Raw genomic sequence first — 14,536 nt, forward strand, 5'->3', positions numbered from 1 at the left:
TCCGGCTCGTCAACTACGGTTGACACATGACGGGGACTCACACGCTCGTGGCGGCGGCGACACCCGATCGGCCGCCCCACCGCCCCAACCGCCTGCTCCGCGCCGGCCTGGTCGCCGGCCCCGTGTTCATCGCCGCCTTCCTGACGGAACGGACCTTCCGCGCCGCGGGCGACTGGGTGCAGGTGGCCGCCTTCGTGGTCACCGGCCTCCTCGGCCTGGCCTTCGCCCTCGGGCTGCGCCGAGCCCTGCGCCCCGGCCCCGGCGCGCTCGCCGCCCCGCTGCTCGTGGCCGTCTGGTCCGTCGGCCTCATCGGCGCGGGCGCCTTCCCAACAAGGCCCACGACCCGGTACGGCTGGCTCTTCATCGCCCTCGCCGCCATCATGTTCGTGCTCGCCTACGCCTATGCCCGTCGTCGCCGCCCCCATACGGCCCGGCGTGGGGTCACGGCAACGCCCGGAGGATCACGCTGAAGGTCGCGGGCTCCGCCCGCAGCACATACCCCGGCAGCACCCCCGGCCCGCAGGCCGCGCTGCCGAGTCCGTGGTGCGCGTGGTCGAGATGCAGATGGATGCGGTCCGTGGCCACCAGGTCCGCCCGGTGCCGGGCCGCGTCCAGGTCCCGTGTCGACCAGCGCCGCGCGGTGAAGTCGATGCGCGGCACACCCTCGACGCGCAGCCCCGTGCCGTCCGGCCCGGTGAGCGTGAGCCACCGGGCGTCGGCCCGGTTGCCGTTCTCCTGCGGATACACGTACGGCGTGGCCAGGTCGTCCACTGTGGACACATAGCGCCCGATCAGCGCCGCGGTCCGCGAGTCCGGGTAGGCCTCCCCCGGCCCCGCCCCGAACCAGCCGACGTCGCCGAGGTCCGGCGGCAGCTCCAGCCGCACCCCGAGACGTGGGAGCGGCACGTCCCACTCGCCGGTCGGCTCGACGCGGACGGTCAGCTCGGCGCCCCGCTCGACGTGCCGCCACGTGTACCACGTCAGCAGCGCCCGATCCGAGGACGCCGCCGCCACCCGGGTCGCCACCACCACCGCGCCGGGCGTGAGGTCGATCCCGAGCAGCCGGTGCGTCATCCGGTGCAGACCCGCGGCGCGCCAGCGGGCGGCGACCGGATCGGGCCCGAGGCGGTCGTTGTCGATCGGCGCCCGCCAGACGTCCAGGACCGGCCCGCGCAGCGCGAGGTCCCCGAGCCGCGTCAGAAGCCCGTGCACCGGCTCGAACTCGGCCGCCCCGAACCGGATCGCGCCGCCCTCCCGCCGGGGCGCCGGTCCCCCGCCCGCGACCGGGACGGGAGCCGCGCGCAGCTGAACCTGCCCGGCGCCGATCTCGAGGCCGTCCGCGGCGACGGCGTGCACCGTCAGCCAGGCCTCGCCAGTGCCCGGCGGCACCGGCGCGACCGGCAGCGCGAGCACCTCGGTCTCCCCCGCCGCGACCGCCGGCAGCCGCACCACCCCCTCGGCCGAGGGCACCCCGTCGACCGTCACCGACCAGCGAAGGCCCGCGCCGTCGAGGGAGCGGAAGGCGTACCGGTTGCGCACCGTCACCTCGCCGGGCCGGACGGCGAGCCGGACCGGCGCGTACACGGCGGCCAGCTCGATGAGCCCCGGCGACGGTGTGCGGTCCGGGAAGACGAGCCCGTCGATCACGAAGTTGCCGTCGTGCAGGGGCTCGCCGAAGTCGCCCCCGTAGGCGAAGTCGCCGCCGGGGCGGCGGATGCCGTGGTCGAGCCACTCCCACACGAAGCCGCCCTGGCAGCGCGGATGGCGGTCGAACAGCTCGTCGTACTCGGCGAGGCCGCCCGGCCCGTTGCCCATCGCGTGCGCGTATTCGCACAGGATGAACGGCAGGTGCGGCACGTGGTCCTCGCCGCGGCCGATCGCGTCCACCTCGGCGTGACTCGCGTACATGCGGCTGTAGACGTCCACGTGGGCGCAGCCGCGGTCGCCCTCGTAGTGCAGCGGCCGGCCCGGGTCGCGCTCGCGGGCCCAGTCCGCCATCAGGCCGAGGTTCGCGCCGACGCCGGCCTCGTTGCCCAGCGACCACATGATGACAGAGGGGTGGTTCTTGTCCCGCTCGACCATCCGCCGCATGCGGTCGACGCAGGCCTCGGCGAACCGCGGGTCGTCGCTGGGATTGCCGCGCCAGCCCACCGTTTCGAAGCCGTGCGTCTCGTAGTCGCACTCGTCGATGACCCAGAAGCCGAGCTCGTCGCACAGGTCGAGCACGTCCGGGTGCGGCGGGTAGTGGCTGGTGCGGATCGCGTTGACGTGATGGCGCCGCATGAGCTCCAGCTCGGCGCGGACCAACTCCAGCGGCACGACCCGGCCGAGATCGGGGTGGAACTCGTGCCGGTTGACGCCGCGCAGCACGATCCGCCGGCCGTTGACGGTGAGGATGCCGCCGGCCATCGCCACGGTGCGGAACCCGACGCGCAGGGTCGCCGTCTCGGTGGCGGTGGCGACGACGAGGTCGTAGAGCCGCGGTGTCTCGGCGGTCCACGGCTCGACCGGCCCCGCGTCGTGCTCGGCCCCGGTCGGCAGGCCGGTCAGGCCGAGGGCGGGGATGCTCACCGTCGCGTCGGGCGGGCCGTCGACGCGCAGCCGGCCGTGGCCGCCGGGCTCGAAGGTCGCGTGGACGAACACGTCGTCGACGCCGCCGGCGGGCCGGGCGAGCAGGGTGACGTCGCGGAAGATGCCGGGCAGCCACCACATGTCCTGGTCTTCGAGGTAGCTGCCGGCCGACCACTGGTGGACGCGCACGGCCAGGACGTTGGTGGCGCCGGGCCGCAGCGCCGCGGTCACGTCGAACTCGGCGGGCAGGCGGCTGCCCTGGGTCACCCCCAGCTCGACACCGTTGAGCCACACCCGCCCGCAGGAGTCGACGCCGTCGAAGCGCAGCCGCGCGCCGAGCCCCTCGAACGCGGCCGGCACCTCGAAGACCAGGCGGTGGTCGCCGGTCGGGTTGTCGGTGGGCACGTGCGGCGGGTCGACCGGGAACGGGTAGACGACGTTCGTGTACGCCGGGCGGCCGTGGCCGTGCATCGGCCAGCTCGACGGCACCGGCAGCGGCGACCAGCCCGAGTCGTCGAAGCCTGGCGCCCAGAACCCGTCGGCGGCCTCGGCCACGCTGGGCGCCAGCCGGAACCGCCAGGTCCCGTTGAGGCTCAGGCGCGGCGCGTCGGTGTCGAACGCGGCGCGCGGCGCGCTGGTGCCGATGGGGCGGCCGAAGCCGGTCAGGTACTCCACCCGGCCACCGTACGCCGGACGGGACAGGGCCTACGTTGCTCGCACGCAGATCAGGCTCCTGGGGACGGTCGGCATCGCGGCCGGCGGCGAGATCCGCGGCGTCGCCGGGGAGCGCCGCACGGCCGTCCTCGCCGCGCTGGCCCTCGCGCACGGCGAGGTCGTCGGCACCGACCGGCTCGTCGAGGCCGTGTGCGGCACCGGCCCGCCCGCGACCGCGCTGAACACGCTCCAGCAGCACGTGTCACATCTGCGCCGCGCTCGCCGGGGGCGGCACCATCGCCGCCCGCCCGGATACGTGCTGCGGGTCGACGGCGACAGCGACGGGGACGCGACCGACGTGGCCCGGGCCGACCGCCTGATCCGCGCCACCGCCGAGGCCGACGACGCCCGCGAGCGGGTCCGCCTGCTGCGCGCCGCCGTCGCGCTGTCGTAGTCGTCGTAGCCGCCGGCTTCCCACACGAGCCGCAGGGCGGGCAGGTCCGCGTTGGGGTGCGCGGCGACGGCGGCGCGGACGAACACGTACTCGCTGGCGGCGAGCTCGCGAACGATCGGCGCGGGCAGGCCCGGGTCCCGGGCCAGGCGCGCGTAGTCGGCCGGCGACCGATCGTGCGCGGGCAGCAGCGACTCGAGATCCATCCTGGCATCGTGGCACCCCACGCCGCAGGCGCAACGGCATTGCGCGCGATCGGCCGCGCGGCCGGGCCGGTGTGCCCGCCGGGGCGTGTCCGGCTCCTGTCATGATGTCGCGCATGGCTGACTCGGCTGTGGTCACGATCGTCTGCGCGCCCGGGGACGCGGCGCACGCCGACGCGGTGCGGGACCTCTGGATTCTGGTCCGGGCGGCCGGCTTCGACGCGCGGCTCGAGGCCCGCGACGGCGCCGACGCCGACGCCGTGGTGCTCGAGGTGGGCGACGAGCGGCGCGCGATCGTGAAGGTCGGCGACGAGGAGCTCGCGTGGCTGCGCGCGCGCCGCGCGGCCGAGACGGTCAGGCACGAGCTGCGGCTCGCCGTGGCGGTGGAGGGCAGCCGGGTCCGGTGCGCCGTCACGCTCGCCGGTGAGCTGGTGTGCGAGCGCGACGAGCCGCTGCCGTTCGGCCGGGACGAGGTGTGGGACCTGCTGGACCTGCCCGACGCCGAGGCGCGGCTCGCCCGGCTCGGGCAGCGGCTGAGCCGGGCGCTGTTCGACGCGGACGCGCTGGACTACGTGACCGTCCTGCTCACCGCGGGCGTCGGCGGCACCGTGCTCGACGTCGTCGTCGAGGCGGACGGGCCCGCGCACGAGCTGCCGTTCGAGCTGCTGCGGCTCACCGATCAGCGGGTGCTCGTCGCCGTCGACGGGGTGCGGCTGACGCGGATGGTCACCGGCGTGCGGGTACCGCGGCATCCGGCGTCACCCGGGCCGCTGAAGATCCTCGTGGCGGTCGGGGCGCCCGAGCGCACCGGCAACCCGCCGCTGGACGTCGAGGCGGAGATGCAGGCGATCGTGTCCGTCGTCGGCGGGGTCGGCCGCGCGGAGATCACGATCCTCGAGGTCGCCGGGGTCGCGGAGATCGCCGAGGCGCTGCGCCGCGACGCCTACCACGTGCTGCACCTGTCCGCGCACGGCTCGCCGTACGGCGTGGAGCTCGAGGACCGCGACGGCAACGCGGTCGACGTGCGCGCCGAGGATCTTGTGCGCGCGCTGCGCAGGGGCGGCCGTCCGCTGCCGCTCATCGTGCTGTCCAGCTGCGGCGGGGCCGCCGACGCCGACGCCGGGCTGGCCGTGACCCTGCTGCGGCACGGCGCCGATCGCGTGCTGGCGATGCAGACGTCGATCACCGACTGGTACGCGACGCGCCTGCTCACCGGCGTGTACCGCGCGCTCGCCGAGGACAACGCGACCGTCGCCGCGGCCGTGGCGCGGGCGCGGGCCGAGCTGTTCGACGCCACGGCCGGGGCGCAGCCGCCGAAGCGCCCCGAGTACGCGGTGCCGGCGCTGTTCGCCGCGTCCGACGGGCCCCTGTGGGACGGCGCGGCACCGGCGGTACACCTGGAAAATCCCACGGATCTGCCGACCGGCGCGGGCGTGCGCGAGCTGCTGCTCGGGGACCTGGTCGGGCGGCGCGGGCTGCTGCGCGTGGTGACCCAGACGCTGCGCGACGAGATCGTCGCCGCGCCGCTGGTCAACGGCGTCGTGCTCACCGGGCCGGCCGGGATCGGCAAGACGGCGCTGGCGGGGCGGGTGGCGGGCCGGCTGCGCGACGACGCCGACCCGTGGGCGATCGTCGTGCACGCCGGCGCGTGGAACCCGCCGCGGCTGTTCGAGGACCTCGCCGCGGCCGGCGTCGACGCCAACAACCCGGACGAGCTGGCCGAGGCGCTGCACGCGCGGCGGATTCTGCTCGTCTTCGACGATTTCGAGCAGAACCTGACCGTCGGCGGTGACGCGTTCGCCGACCCGGGCTTCGGCGAGGTGTTCGCGACCCTCGCCGCGGCCGCCGAGCGCGGCAAGATCCTGGTGACGAGCCGCTATCCGGTGCCGGGAGTGCCCGCACTGTCCCGGGTGGACGTCGGCCCGCTCGGCGACGCCGAGCTGGTCCGGCTCATGCTGCGCCTGCCCGGCCTGCGCGAGCTGTCCACCGAAGACATGGTGCTCATCATGCAGACGGTCGGCGGGCACCCGCGGCTCGTCGAGTTCGTCGACGCGCTGCTGCACGGCGGCGCGCGCCTGCCGGAGGTGACCGAGCGCCTGCGCGCGCTGAGCGGCAACGAACAGCTCGAACGCGCGGGCGCGTCCGAGGCGGCCCGCCAGGCGGTCGCGCTCGGCGCGCAGGACGTGCTGCTGACCGAGCTGCTCGACCTCGCCGGCGCCGGCGCCCGCGAGACGCTGCTGCAGGTGGCGGTGTCCCGGATCGCGATGAGCACCGAGGACCTCGCGTTCGCGGCGCTCGGCCGCGAACCGTCCACAGAGGACACCGCGGCGATCGCCGCGCACCTCGACCGGCTCCGCGACCTGACCCTCGTCCGCGTGTCCGACGACGGCGCGATCGTCGAGCCGTGGCTGCGCGAGGCGCTCACGAAGGCGCAGGGCGACCGGCTGGCCGAACGCCACGCACGCGCGGCGGCCGCGTGCCGACGGCTCGTCGACGCGGGCCGCGCGGACTTCGCGACCGCGCTCGAGGGGGTGTACCACCTCAGCGGCGACGACCTCGCCGACTTCGCCGGCGCGGTGCTGCCGAAGCTCTCCGGCGAGGTGTCGGTCGCGGCGCTGCTCGGCGACGTGACCGAGCGGTTGCCGGCCCGGCATCCGGCGTACCTGTCGCTGCTCACCCGCGAGCGCGACGCCCTCGAGGCCACGGGCAGCACCGCCGCGGCCGCCGGGAAGGGCGAGGAGGCGGTCGCGATCACCGGCCGCGCGGCCAGGGCCGAGCCCGACGACGCCGGCGCGCAGGTGTCGCTCAGCGCCGCCCTCGACAGCCAGGGCCGGCTGCTGCACCGCCTCGGCCGCCTCGCCGACGCCCGCCGCGCCTACGAGCGCGCACTGGAGATCGACACCCGGCTCGCCGCGGCCGACCCCGACGACCTGCAGCTGCGGCGCAACGTCGGCCTGAGCCAGCTCAAGCTCGTGCGCGTCGCGCTGGACGACTCCGACCCGGACCGGGCCCGCGCGGCGGCCGCCGAGTCGCTGCGCATCCGCCGCGAGCTGGCCGCGACCGACCCGCAGAACGGGTCGTTGCAGTGGGATCTGGCGGTCTGCCTCGGTACCGTCGCCGAAACGACCGGACCCGAACAGGCCCGGCCGTTGCTGGAGGAGGCGCTCGGCATCTGGCGGCAGCTCGCCTCCGGCGATCCGGACAACGGTTCGCTGCAGTCGAACCTGTTCGACTGTCTGTACGCGCTCGCGGACCTGGACGCCGAGCACTTCCGCGACCTCACGATGGAGGCGGCGGCGATCGCGGACCGGCTCACCGACGCGGACTCCGGCAACACCGGCTTCCAGCGCAAGCTGCTGCGGTCGTACTGGCGCCTCGGCGACATGGACCTGCGCGCCGGCGACCTGGCCTGCGCCGCGGGGCACTTCGCGGGCGCGATGACCCTCGCGCAGCGGCTCGCCGGCGACGACACCGGCAGCGTCGACGCGCAGCGGGACCTGGCCACCGCGTTCCGGCGGCAGGCCGACTACGCGCTCGCGAACTCCCGGCCGGAGGAGGTCCGCGGGCACCTCGAACGGTCGACCGAGGTCACCGAGGCGCTCGTGCACCGCTTCCCGCGCACCGGCGCCCTGCACCGCGACCTCGCCGAGTCCCGCGAGCGCCTCGGCGACTGGCTGCGCGACACCGGCGACCCCGTGCTCGCGCGCGCCCTCTACCGCCTCGCCCTCGCCAGCCGGCGCCGCCGCGCGGTCCTCGACCCCGAGGACACCGCGTCGCGCCTGGCCCAGGCCGAGGTCCACGCGCGCATCGCCGCGCTGGACGAGGCGGCCGGCCACCGGGGCCGCGCGCGCCGGCAGTGGCAGGAGGCCGCCGAGCTCGCCCGGGTCCTCGAGGCCGGGGCCCGGATGTCGTACTTCGAGCAGCGCCTGGCCGCCACGTCCTGACCCCGCCCGGCGGCGTTCACCCCCCCGCTTCGAGCAGCGCCTGACCCCCACGTCCCGACCCCGCCCGGCGGCCTTCACCCCTCCGCCAGCCGCGCCCTCTCCCCTCGCGGCAGCGGCCCGACGTCCGGGAACGACCCGTCCCCGAACAGCACCCGGGCCGCCGCCGCCCGCCCGGCCCGGCCCCGCATCCCCGCGACCGCCGCCTCCACCAGCGCCGCCGAACGCAGCCCGCCGAACGCCCGCCGCAGCAGCAGCCGCCCCCGGAACCGGGATCGCAGCAGGCCGCCGTCGTACCGCCGCAGCTCCCCCTCGTCCCCGCTGCGCACATACGCCCCGGCGACCGCCGCGGCCAGCTCCGACAGCCGCAGGCAGGGATCGAGCCCGCCCGCGGTCAGCGGCGACACGGCCCCGGCGGCGTCGCCGACGAGCAGCCCGCCCGGGCACGCCAGCCGCCGCAGCACCCCGCCGACGGGAATCGGCCCGCCCCGCCGCTCGACCGGCCCCGCCGCCTCCGCCCGCCCTGGCGCGTCGCCCGCGAACTCGTCGAGCAGGTGCCGGACGCCCTTGCCCATCAGGCGCGCATATCCCGCCACGCCGACGTGCGCGTGCCGCCCGTCGTCGATGACCCACCCGAGGTACCCGGGCGCGACCCGCGGATCGAGCACGCAGTGGAACGTCGGCGTCTGCCCGAGCCCGGCGACCGGATGGACGATCTCGGCACCCACCAGCATCCGCCGGTTGACGTCGAGCCCGAGGTCCCGCGCGACCCGGGAACGGGCCCCGTCCGCGCCCACGAGGAACCGCGCGAGCACCGGCTCCCGCCCGTGCAGCCGGACCAGGCCGTTCACGGACCCGTCGTACCGCGTCCCGAGCCAGACCGAGGCGCCCGCCGACTCCGCCTCCCGCCGCGCGTACTCGTACACGCCGGGCATGTCGGCCACCCGGTACTCGTCCCGGTCGCTGGTGAGCCGGACGGGCCGCCGGCGGGACGGCGGATAGAGCACCACGTCGCGCACCCCGGGACCGAGCAGGTGCTCGGGCAGCGCGAAGTCCTCGAGCGTGCGCCGCACGAAGATCCCGGTCGTGCGAACCCCGGCCGCGAGGGACCGGCGCTTGTCGACGACCACGACATCAAGCCCCTGCCGCGCGAGCAGCCGCGCGACGTGCAGCCCCGCGAGCCCCGCCCCTACCACCAGCACATCGATGCTCCGCACGTCCCTGACGCTAGGCCGCGGGGCGCCCGGATCCGCGTCCGTGCACCGAACCTCCCCGACACCTGCACACCCGGGGGCGTTCCAGCTCCGGCGCGTCTCTCCTCCGGTGCGTTTCAGCTCCGGTGCGATTCAGCGGTGGGCGTCTCAGCTCCAGTGCGTCTCAGTGGCGGGGCGTCTCAGCTCCGGTGCGCGATGCCCCAGCGGGGATGGTCCTGCGACGGCGGGGTCAGGTCGTCGGGGAGGTCGCCGAACGCGGCGGAGTCGTCCACCGGGGCGTAGCCCGGCAGGGTGCAGCCGTACACGCGCGGGGTGTTCGCGGAGACGCCGTGGTACACCCCGAAGCCCACGTCCACCGCGAGCGCCGCCGCGACCAGGCGGTTCAGGTCGCCCGGGCTCAGCCAGCCGCCGCGCCAGCTCGCCGCGAGCGGCCGCTCGGCCACGCCGCCCAGCCGCAGGCACACCGTCGAAAGACCCCACACGTCGGCGTAGCACCGGGCCAGCTGCTCGCCGAGGACCTTGCCGGCGCCATAGGGGCAGCAGGCGTACGGCGGCAGATCCTCCGGCACGAACGTCCTCCCGGCGTCGACGTGCCCGGCCATCGCGTGCAGCGAGGACGCCAGCACGACCCGCCGCACCCCGTGGGCCACGGCGGCATCGAGCACATTCGCAACGATGTCGGCGTTCGGCACGCGCAGCCCCGCCCACGGCGTGTTCGGATCGGCGTTGCCGGCGAGATGCACGACCGCGTCGGCCCCGGCGATGACGTCACGGGCGAACCCGGCGTCGGCCAGGTCCCCGGTGACGATCCCGCCCTGTGCCGCGCTCCCGTCTCCTGCCGCGCTCCCGTCCTGTGCCCGTGCCGCGCTCCCGTCCCGTGCCGCGAGGTCGGTCCGTGCCGCGAGGTCGGTCCGCCGGACGTCCCCGTCGAGCCGCAGCCGCCCCGCGACTCCCCCGGCCGCCCCGGTGATCACGATCATGCCCCGACCCTACGGGACCCCGGCCCGCCCGGCATCGCGGTGGCTGCGGCACCATGGAACCGTGATCAGCGTCGAACTGGCCATCGAGCTGCGCGAGGCCTGCCTGCGGTGGCACCCCGCCCCGGGTGACCGTTTCGCCATCCCGGACCGGGGCCTGGACGACCAGGCCTTCGTCCTCAGCGACATGATCATCCAGCTGCACGACCTGCCAGGCGGCGAGGCGGTCATCGGCTTCAACGGCACCACCGAGTGGGCGCTGGACGACGTCGAGCGGGACGAGGCCGTCTGGCTGCCGCACGAGCACCAGCTGCGCGAGCTGCTCGGTCCCGGCTTCCGTGCCCTGGAGCGCTCCGGCGACGGCTGGCGCGTGACCGTGTCGGACCGGCCGGACTCGTTCGGCGCCTCGCCCGAGGACACGTACGCCCTGGCGCTCCTGCGCGTGCTGCGCGCGAGATGAGCGGCGCTGCTGCGCGCCTGCTGCACGTGCTGCGCGCGGGATGAACCGCGGGGTGCGCGTGCTGCGCGCGGGATGAGCGGCGCTGCTGCGCGTGCCGCGCGTCTCCTGCGCGTGCCGCGCCCCTCCTGCGCGCCTCCTGCGCGCCTGGTGCGCGCCTGGTGCGCGTGCTGCGCGCCCGATGAGCGGCGTTACTGCGCGTGCTGCGCGTGGCATGAACCGATCCGCCGGACGCCGAGTGCGTGGGCGGCGGGTAGCCTTGGCCGCGTGGATCTTCCCGATGGGCTGCGCGACCTGCTGGAGCGCAACAGTCTCTGCTACCTGACCACGCTCATGCCCGACGGCTCGCCGCAGATCACTCAGACCTGGGCCGACACCGACGGCAAGCATGTGCTGATCAACACCGTCCGCGGGCACCAGAAGGTGCGCAACATCGAGCGCGACGCGCGCGTCGCCGTGGCGATCGGCGACCCGGACGAGTCGCGGCGCTACTTCCAGGTCCGTGGGCGCGTCATCGCCGTCACCGAGGAAGGGGCGACCGAGCACATCGACGTGCTGGCCCAGCGCTACCTCGGCGGGCCGTACCCGTGGTTCGGCGGCCGAGACCAGGTCCGCCTCCTGGTCACCATCGAGCCGGAGCACATCACCGGTCAGTGACCGCCGCCCAACCCCACCGCGACCGCGGCCGGGTCGTGTGGCGGTCCCCCGACCGCACACGACCCGGCCGCGCACTACCTCGCCGCGCGCAACGCCTCCGATGACCGCACGAACCCGACCAGGCCGAGCGCGCTCCGCCTCGCCGCACGCAACACCCCCCGACGACCGCACGAACCCGACCAGGCCGAGCGCGCTCCGCCTCGCCGCACGCAACACCCCCCGACGACCGTGCGGACCCGACCGGCCAGCCGCGCGCTCAGCTCACGGCGACCGCTTCCGTCCCGGCCGCCACGACCTCGGCCGGGAACGGCGTGCCGCGGGGCGCGAGCGTTCCGCGCACGACGAACATGCCGCCGCGCGCCTCGGGACGCCAGCCGTGATCGAGCGCGTACTCGACGATCGCGCGCACGTCCTTCGGCGTCGCGAAGCACGACTCGTCCGGCTCCGCCGGCTGCAGGTGCGCCTGCAGCACGCGGCCGTTCTTGCCGCCGCCCCACACGCGGACGCGAACCGTGCGGTGCAGGCCGCCGCCGGCGACCGGGACGTACCAGACCGCGGCGCGCCACAGGAAGTCCCGCGGGCCGAGGTGCAGCGTGCGTAGCTTGTGCATGGGTACCCCTTCTCCGGCGACGCTCCACAGTGGATGGATTTCTCGGTACCCGGGGAGGGATTCGAACCCCCAACACGTCGGGTCTGAGCCGACGGCCTCTACCTTTGGGCTACCCGGGCGGGTGTGCTGTGCCGCGTGGACGACGGGGAGAGCCAGCGGGGAGACTCGAACTCCCTCCTCCGGGTTACGAATCCGGTGCACCACCGGTCGTGCTGCGCTGGCATCACGCTGAAGTCCTCGTTGTCGTCACGTCTGCTGGGGACCCAGGATTCGAACCTGGACCGGCTGGTTCAGAGCCAGCCATGCTGCCGGTTACACCAACCCCCAACGGTGCCGCGCACGACGAGTGGACGACGGGATTCGAACCCGCGGCCTTCGCCTTGGCAAGGCGATGCGCTACCGCTGCGCCACGTCCACACAGGAGCGTCCCGCGCTCCTCGAACCATCGGCGGGAGTCGAACCCGCTACTCTTGGGTGGAAGCCAAGCATGTCACCGTGGACACCCCGATGGCCTGGTAGCGAGTAGGGGAGTCGAACCCCTGTTTCCGCGCTGAGAACGCGGCGGCCTGACCGCTGGCCGAACCCGCCAAGCAAAACCCGCGTCCTGCCCAGCAGCCGAAGCGCCGGGAGGGCACGAGATCCATCCGCTGTGGAGTTGTCAACGAACAGCGATGCGCAGGGGCGACAGGATTCGAACCTGCAACCGTCGGTTTTGGAGACCGATGCTCAGCCAGTTGAGCTACGCCCCTCTGCGGTACGGAAAAGCCGCCCGGTCCCTGTGCGGGGCGGGCGGCTGAGAGCGGCTCTCGTTCGAGCTCTACCCTCGCCATCGTCCCGGCCACCCGGCGCCCGTGAGCAGGCCGGCACCCAGCAGCTGCCGCTGCTCGGTCTCGGTTCCCGTCCACGTCGTCATCGCTGCGGCCTCTCGGTGGGTGCCTCGTTCGCTTACATGGACGACGATACGCAGCGGGGCCGAAGGCGGGCAACGCAATATCTGCGTAAGGTGCTGGGCATGGGGGGCGACGGGTACACGGCGCGGCTGGCACCGAAGTGGCGCCGCCTGCTCGTGATCGGCTCGGTGGCCGTGTCGGCGCCGATGCTGTCGTTCGAGCCGGCGGTGCTCGGGGCGGTCGTGGCGCGCGTCGTGGCCGTCGTGCTGATGGCGGTACAGGCGGCGGCTCTGTTCTGGCTCGATGCGCGGCCGCGCGGTGCGGCGGCGATCGTGCTCGCGGCCGGCGCCGGGTTTCAGGTGCTCTTTCCGGCGTTCGGGCCGGGGGTCGCGTTCGTCGTGCTGTGCACCTGCGCGTGGATGCGCCCGGCGGCGGAGTCGCTGTGGCTGCTCGGGCTCGCCGTGGTGGCCGTGTGCGGGCCGGCGCTGGTGCAGCAGCGGTGGCTGCCGGCCGGCCTGTGGCTCGTGGCGTGCCTGCTGGCGTGGAGCTGGGGCGCGCAGGCGCGGTCCCGCGGGGCGCGGCGGGTGGCGGAGCGGCGGCAGGCGGCGCTGGAGGAGCGGGCGCGGATCGCGCGGGAGCTGCACGACGTGCTCTCGCACACGGTGTCGGTGATGGTGGTGCAGGCGGCCGCGGCCGACGACATCTTCGAGGTGAACCCGGCCAAGGCGCGGGAGGCGGTGCGGCGCACCGAGGAGGCCGGGCGGCAGGCCCTCGCGGAGCTGCGATGGTTCCTGCGTACCGTGCGCGAGGACGACGGCGCCGAAGGCTCGCCGCAGCCGTCGCTGGACGACCTGGAGCGGCTGGCCGAGTCGGTGCGCGGGGCGGGGCTGGCCGTCGAGGTGGTGCGGGAGGGCTCGGGCCCGGTGCCCACGGCGGTGCAGCTCGGGGCGTACCGCATCGTGCAGGAGGCGCTCACGAACGCGCTGCGCCACGCGCAGGGTTCCAAGGCGATCGTCCGGGTTCGGATCGATGGGGAGGCACTGGTGGTACACGTGCGGGATGACGGCAACGCGGGAGCCTCCCCGTCCGCGAACCGGGGCAGCGGGCAGGGGCTGGCGGGCATGCGGGAGCGGGCGGGCCTGCTCGGGGGGACGTTCAGCGCGGGGCCGCATCCGGACGGCGGGTTCCGGGTGGAGGCGCGGCTGCCGCTCGGCGAGGCATCGGGAGGAGCGGCGTGACGATCAGGGTGCTCATCGCGGACGACCAGGCGCTCGTCCGCTCCGGATTCCGGATGATCATCGAGGCGCGCGACGACCTCGAGGTCGTCGGGGAGGCCGGCGACGGCGCGGAGGCGGTGCGGCTCGCGGCGCAGACGGCGCCGGACGTGGTGCTCATGGACGTGCGGATGCCGGGCATGGACGGGGTCACGGCGACCGGGCGGCTGACGGCGGCCGGGCCGGCGCCGCGGGTCATCATACTCACGACGTACGACCTCGACGAGACGCTCTATGCGGCGCTGCGCGCGGGGGCGAGCGGGTTCCTGCTCAAGGACGTCCGGCCGGCGGAGCTGGTGGAGGCGATCCGGGTCGTGGCGCGCGGGGAGGCGCTGCTGGCGCCGACGGCGACGCGGCGGCTGCTGGACCGGTTCGTGGCCACGGACACGACGCCGCCGGCGCCGGTCGGGGCCCTCGCCCAGCTGACCGAGCGGGAGCGGGAGGTGCTGGGGCTGCTGGCGCGCGGTTCGGCGAACGCGGAGATCGCGTCGCGGCTGGTCGTGACGGAGGCTACGGTGAAGACGCACGTGTCGGCGATCCTGCGCAAGCTCGGGGTCCGTGACCGGGTGCAGGCGGTGGTGCTCGCCTACGACCTCGGGCTGGTCAAGCCGCGCCCCTCATCCTGAAGACTGAGGCC

At 75.2% G+C, this 14,536-nt stretch carries 11 protein-coding genes and 7 tRNA genes; 7 read left to right on the plus strand and 11 right to left on the minus strand.

Annotated features, from left to right (window positions below):
• Positions 1–26 precede the first annotated feature (26 nt).
• Positions 27–470 carry a DUF998 domain-containing protein gene (locus AC6JBM_RS26410; protein WP_497986257.1) on the plus strand — a complete coding sequence of 148 codons (444 nt, stop codon included), beginning with the start codon at positions 27–29 and terminating at the stop codon, positions 468–470.
• Here the strand turns inward: AC6JBM_RS26410 and AC6JBM_RS26415 are convergent.
• Positions 442–3,246, minus strand: coding sequence for a glycoside hydrolase family 2 TIM barrel-domain containing protein (locus AC6JBM_RS26415; protein WP_497986258.1), 2,805 nt, complete (start codon positions 3,244–3,246; stop codon positions 442–444). The two genes, AC6JBM_RS26410 and AC6JBM_RS26415, sit on opposite strands and share 29 nt — an antisense overlap.
• Between AC6JBM_RS26415 and AC6JBM_RS26420 the strand changes: the two genes are divergently transcribed.
• Both AC6JBM_RS26420 and AC6JBM_RS26425 read left to right on the plus strand, forming a co-directional pair.
• Positions 3,215–3,679 (plus strand): AfsR/SARP family transcriptional regulator, encoded by a 465-nt coding sequence (locus AC6JBM_RS26420; protein ID WP_497986259.1) that lies wholly within the window; start codon positions 3,215–3,217, stop codon positions 3,677–3,679. The two genes, AC6JBM_RS26415 and AC6JBM_RS26420, sit on opposite strands and share 32 nt — an antisense overlap.
• Positions 3,680–3,995: 316 nt before the next feature.
• Positions 3,996–7,823 carry a CHAT domain-containing protein gene (locus AC6JBM_RS26425; RefSeq protein WP_497986260.1) on the plus strand — a complete coding sequence of 1,276 codons (3,828 nt, stop codon included), beginning with the start codon at positions 3,996–3,998 and terminating at the stop codon, positions 7,821–7,823.
• Between the two features lie 74 nt (positions 7,824–7,897).
• On the opposite strand, the gene AC6JBM_RS26430 is transcribed toward AC6JBM_RS26425, so the two are convergent.
• On the minus strand, positions 7,898–9,037 hold the full coding sequence (locus tag AC6JBM_RS26430) for an FAD-dependent oxidoreductase (RefSeq protein ID WP_497986261.1): 1,140 nt from the start codon (positions 9,035–9,037) through the stop codon (positions 7,898–7,900).
• Between the two features lie 176 nt (positions 9,038–9,213).
• Positions 9,214–10,014 (minus strand): NAD-dependent epimerase/dehydratase family protein, encoded by an 801-nt coding sequence (locus AC6JBM_RS26435; RefSeq protein ID WP_497986262.1) that lies wholly within the window; start codon positions 10,012–10,014, stop codon positions 9,214–9,216.
• A gap of 61 nt (positions 10,015–10,075) precedes the next feature.
• On the opposite strand from AC6JBM_RS26435, the gene AC6JBM_RS26440 reads away from it, so the two are divergent.
• Together AC6JBM_RS26440 and AC6JBM_RS26445 are read left to right on the plus strand one after the other, a co-directional pair.
• Complete coding sequence (locus tag AC6JBM_RS26440) at positions 10,076–10,471, plus strand: pilus assembly protein CpaE (RefSeq protein WP_497986263.1); 396 nt, start codon at positions 10,076–10,078, stop codon at positions 10,469–10,471.
• 264 nt (positions 10,472–10,735) lie between these two features.
• Positions 10,736–11,125, plus strand: a complete 390-nt coding sequence (locus tag AC6JBM_RS26445) for a PPOX class F420-dependent oxidoreductase (protein ID WP_497986264.1) — start codon at positions 10,736–10,738, stop codon at positions 11,123–11,125.
• A gap of 256 nt (positions 11,126–11,381) precedes the next feature.
• Here AC6JBM_RS26445 and AC6JBM_RS26450 read toward each other — a convergent pair whose 3' ends face one another.
• The 8 genes from AC6JBM_RS26450 to AC6JBM_RS26485 form a co-directional block, all read right to left on the minus strand.
• Positions 11,382–11,735 carry a hypothetical protein gene (locus AC6JBM_RS26450; protein ID WP_497986265.1) on the minus strand — a complete coding sequence of 118 codons (354 nt, stop codon included), beginning with the start codon at positions 11,733–11,735 and terminating at the stop codon, positions 11,382–11,384.
• Positions 11,736–11,781: 46 nt separating this feature from the next.
• Positions 11,782–11,854, minus strand: a tRNA-Leu gene (locus tag AC6JBM_RS26455).
• Positions 11,855–11,885: 31 nt separating this feature from the next.
• A tRNA-Thr gene (locus AC6JBM_RS26460) sits at positions 11,886–11,957 on the minus strand.
• A gap of 33 nt (positions 11,958–11,990) precedes the next feature.
• A tRNA-Gln gene (locus AC6JBM_RS26465) sits at positions 11,991–12,062 on the minus strand.
• Between the two features lie 18 nt (positions 12,063–12,080).
• Positions 12,081–12,152 (minus strand) — tRNA-Gly (locus AC6JBM_RS26470).
• Positions 12,153–12,175: 23 nt separating this feature from the next.
• Positions 12,176–12,247 (minus strand) — tRNA-Gly (locus tag AC6JBM_RS26475).
• 1 nt (position 12,248) lies between these two features.
• A tRNA-Glu gene (locus AC6JBM_RS26480) sits at positions 12,249–12,323 on the minus strand.
• A gap of 88 nt (positions 12,324–12,411) precedes the next feature.
• A tRNA-Trp gene (locus AC6JBM_RS26485) sits at positions 12,412–12,484 on the minus strand.
• 263 nt (positions 12,485–12,747) lie between these two features.
• On the opposite strand from AC6JBM_RS26485, the gene AC6JBM_RS26490 reads away from it, so the two are divergent.
• On the plus strand, positions 12,748–13,863 hold the full coding sequence (locus tag AC6JBM_RS26490) for a sensor histidine kinase (protein ID WP_497986266.1): 1,116 nt from the start codon (positions 12,748–12,750) through the stop codon (positions 13,861–13,863).
• The gene (locus AC6JBM_RS26495) at positions 13,860–14,525 is read left to right on the plus strand and encodes a response regulator (protein ID WP_497986267.1); all 666 of its coding nucleotides are present in this window, start codon (positions 13,860–13,862) and stop codon (positions 14,523–14,525) included. The genes AC6JBM_RS26490 and AC6JBM_RS26495 overlap by 4 nt, the downstream gene beginning before the upstream one ends.
• Positions 14,526–14,536: the final 11 nt, after the last annotated feature.

It is taken from the genome of Dactylosporangium thailandense, from assembly GCF_059739745.1.

Excerpts from the sequence above, each read along its gene's own strand:
- AC6JBM_RS26410 (WP_497986257.1), top strand. The coding sequence starts at position 27 with ATGACGGGGACTCACACGCTCGTGGCGGCGGCGACACCCGATCGGCCG.
- AC6JBM_RS26420 (WP_497986259.1), top strand. The coding sequence starts at position 3,215 with ATGGGGCGGCCGAAGCCGGTCAGGTACTCCACCCGGCCACCGTACGCC.
- AC6JBM_RS26425 (WP_497986260.1), top strand. The coding sequence starts at position 3,996 with ATGGCTGACTCGGCTGTGGTCACGATCGTCTGCGCGCCCGGGGACGCG.
- AC6JBM_RS26435 (WP_497986262.1), bottom strand. The coding sequence starts at position 10,014 with ATGATCGTGATCACCGGGGCGGCCGGGGGAGTCGCGGGGCGGCTGCGG.
- AC6JBM_RS26450 (WP_497986265.1), bottom strand. The coding sequence starts at position 11,735 with ATGCACAAGCTACGCACGCTGCACCTCGGCCCGCGGGACTTCCTGTGG.
- AC6JBM_RS26490 (WP_497986266.1), top strand. The coding sequence starts at position 12,748 with ATGGGGGGCGACGGGTACACGGCGCGGCTGGCACCGAAGTGGCGCCGC.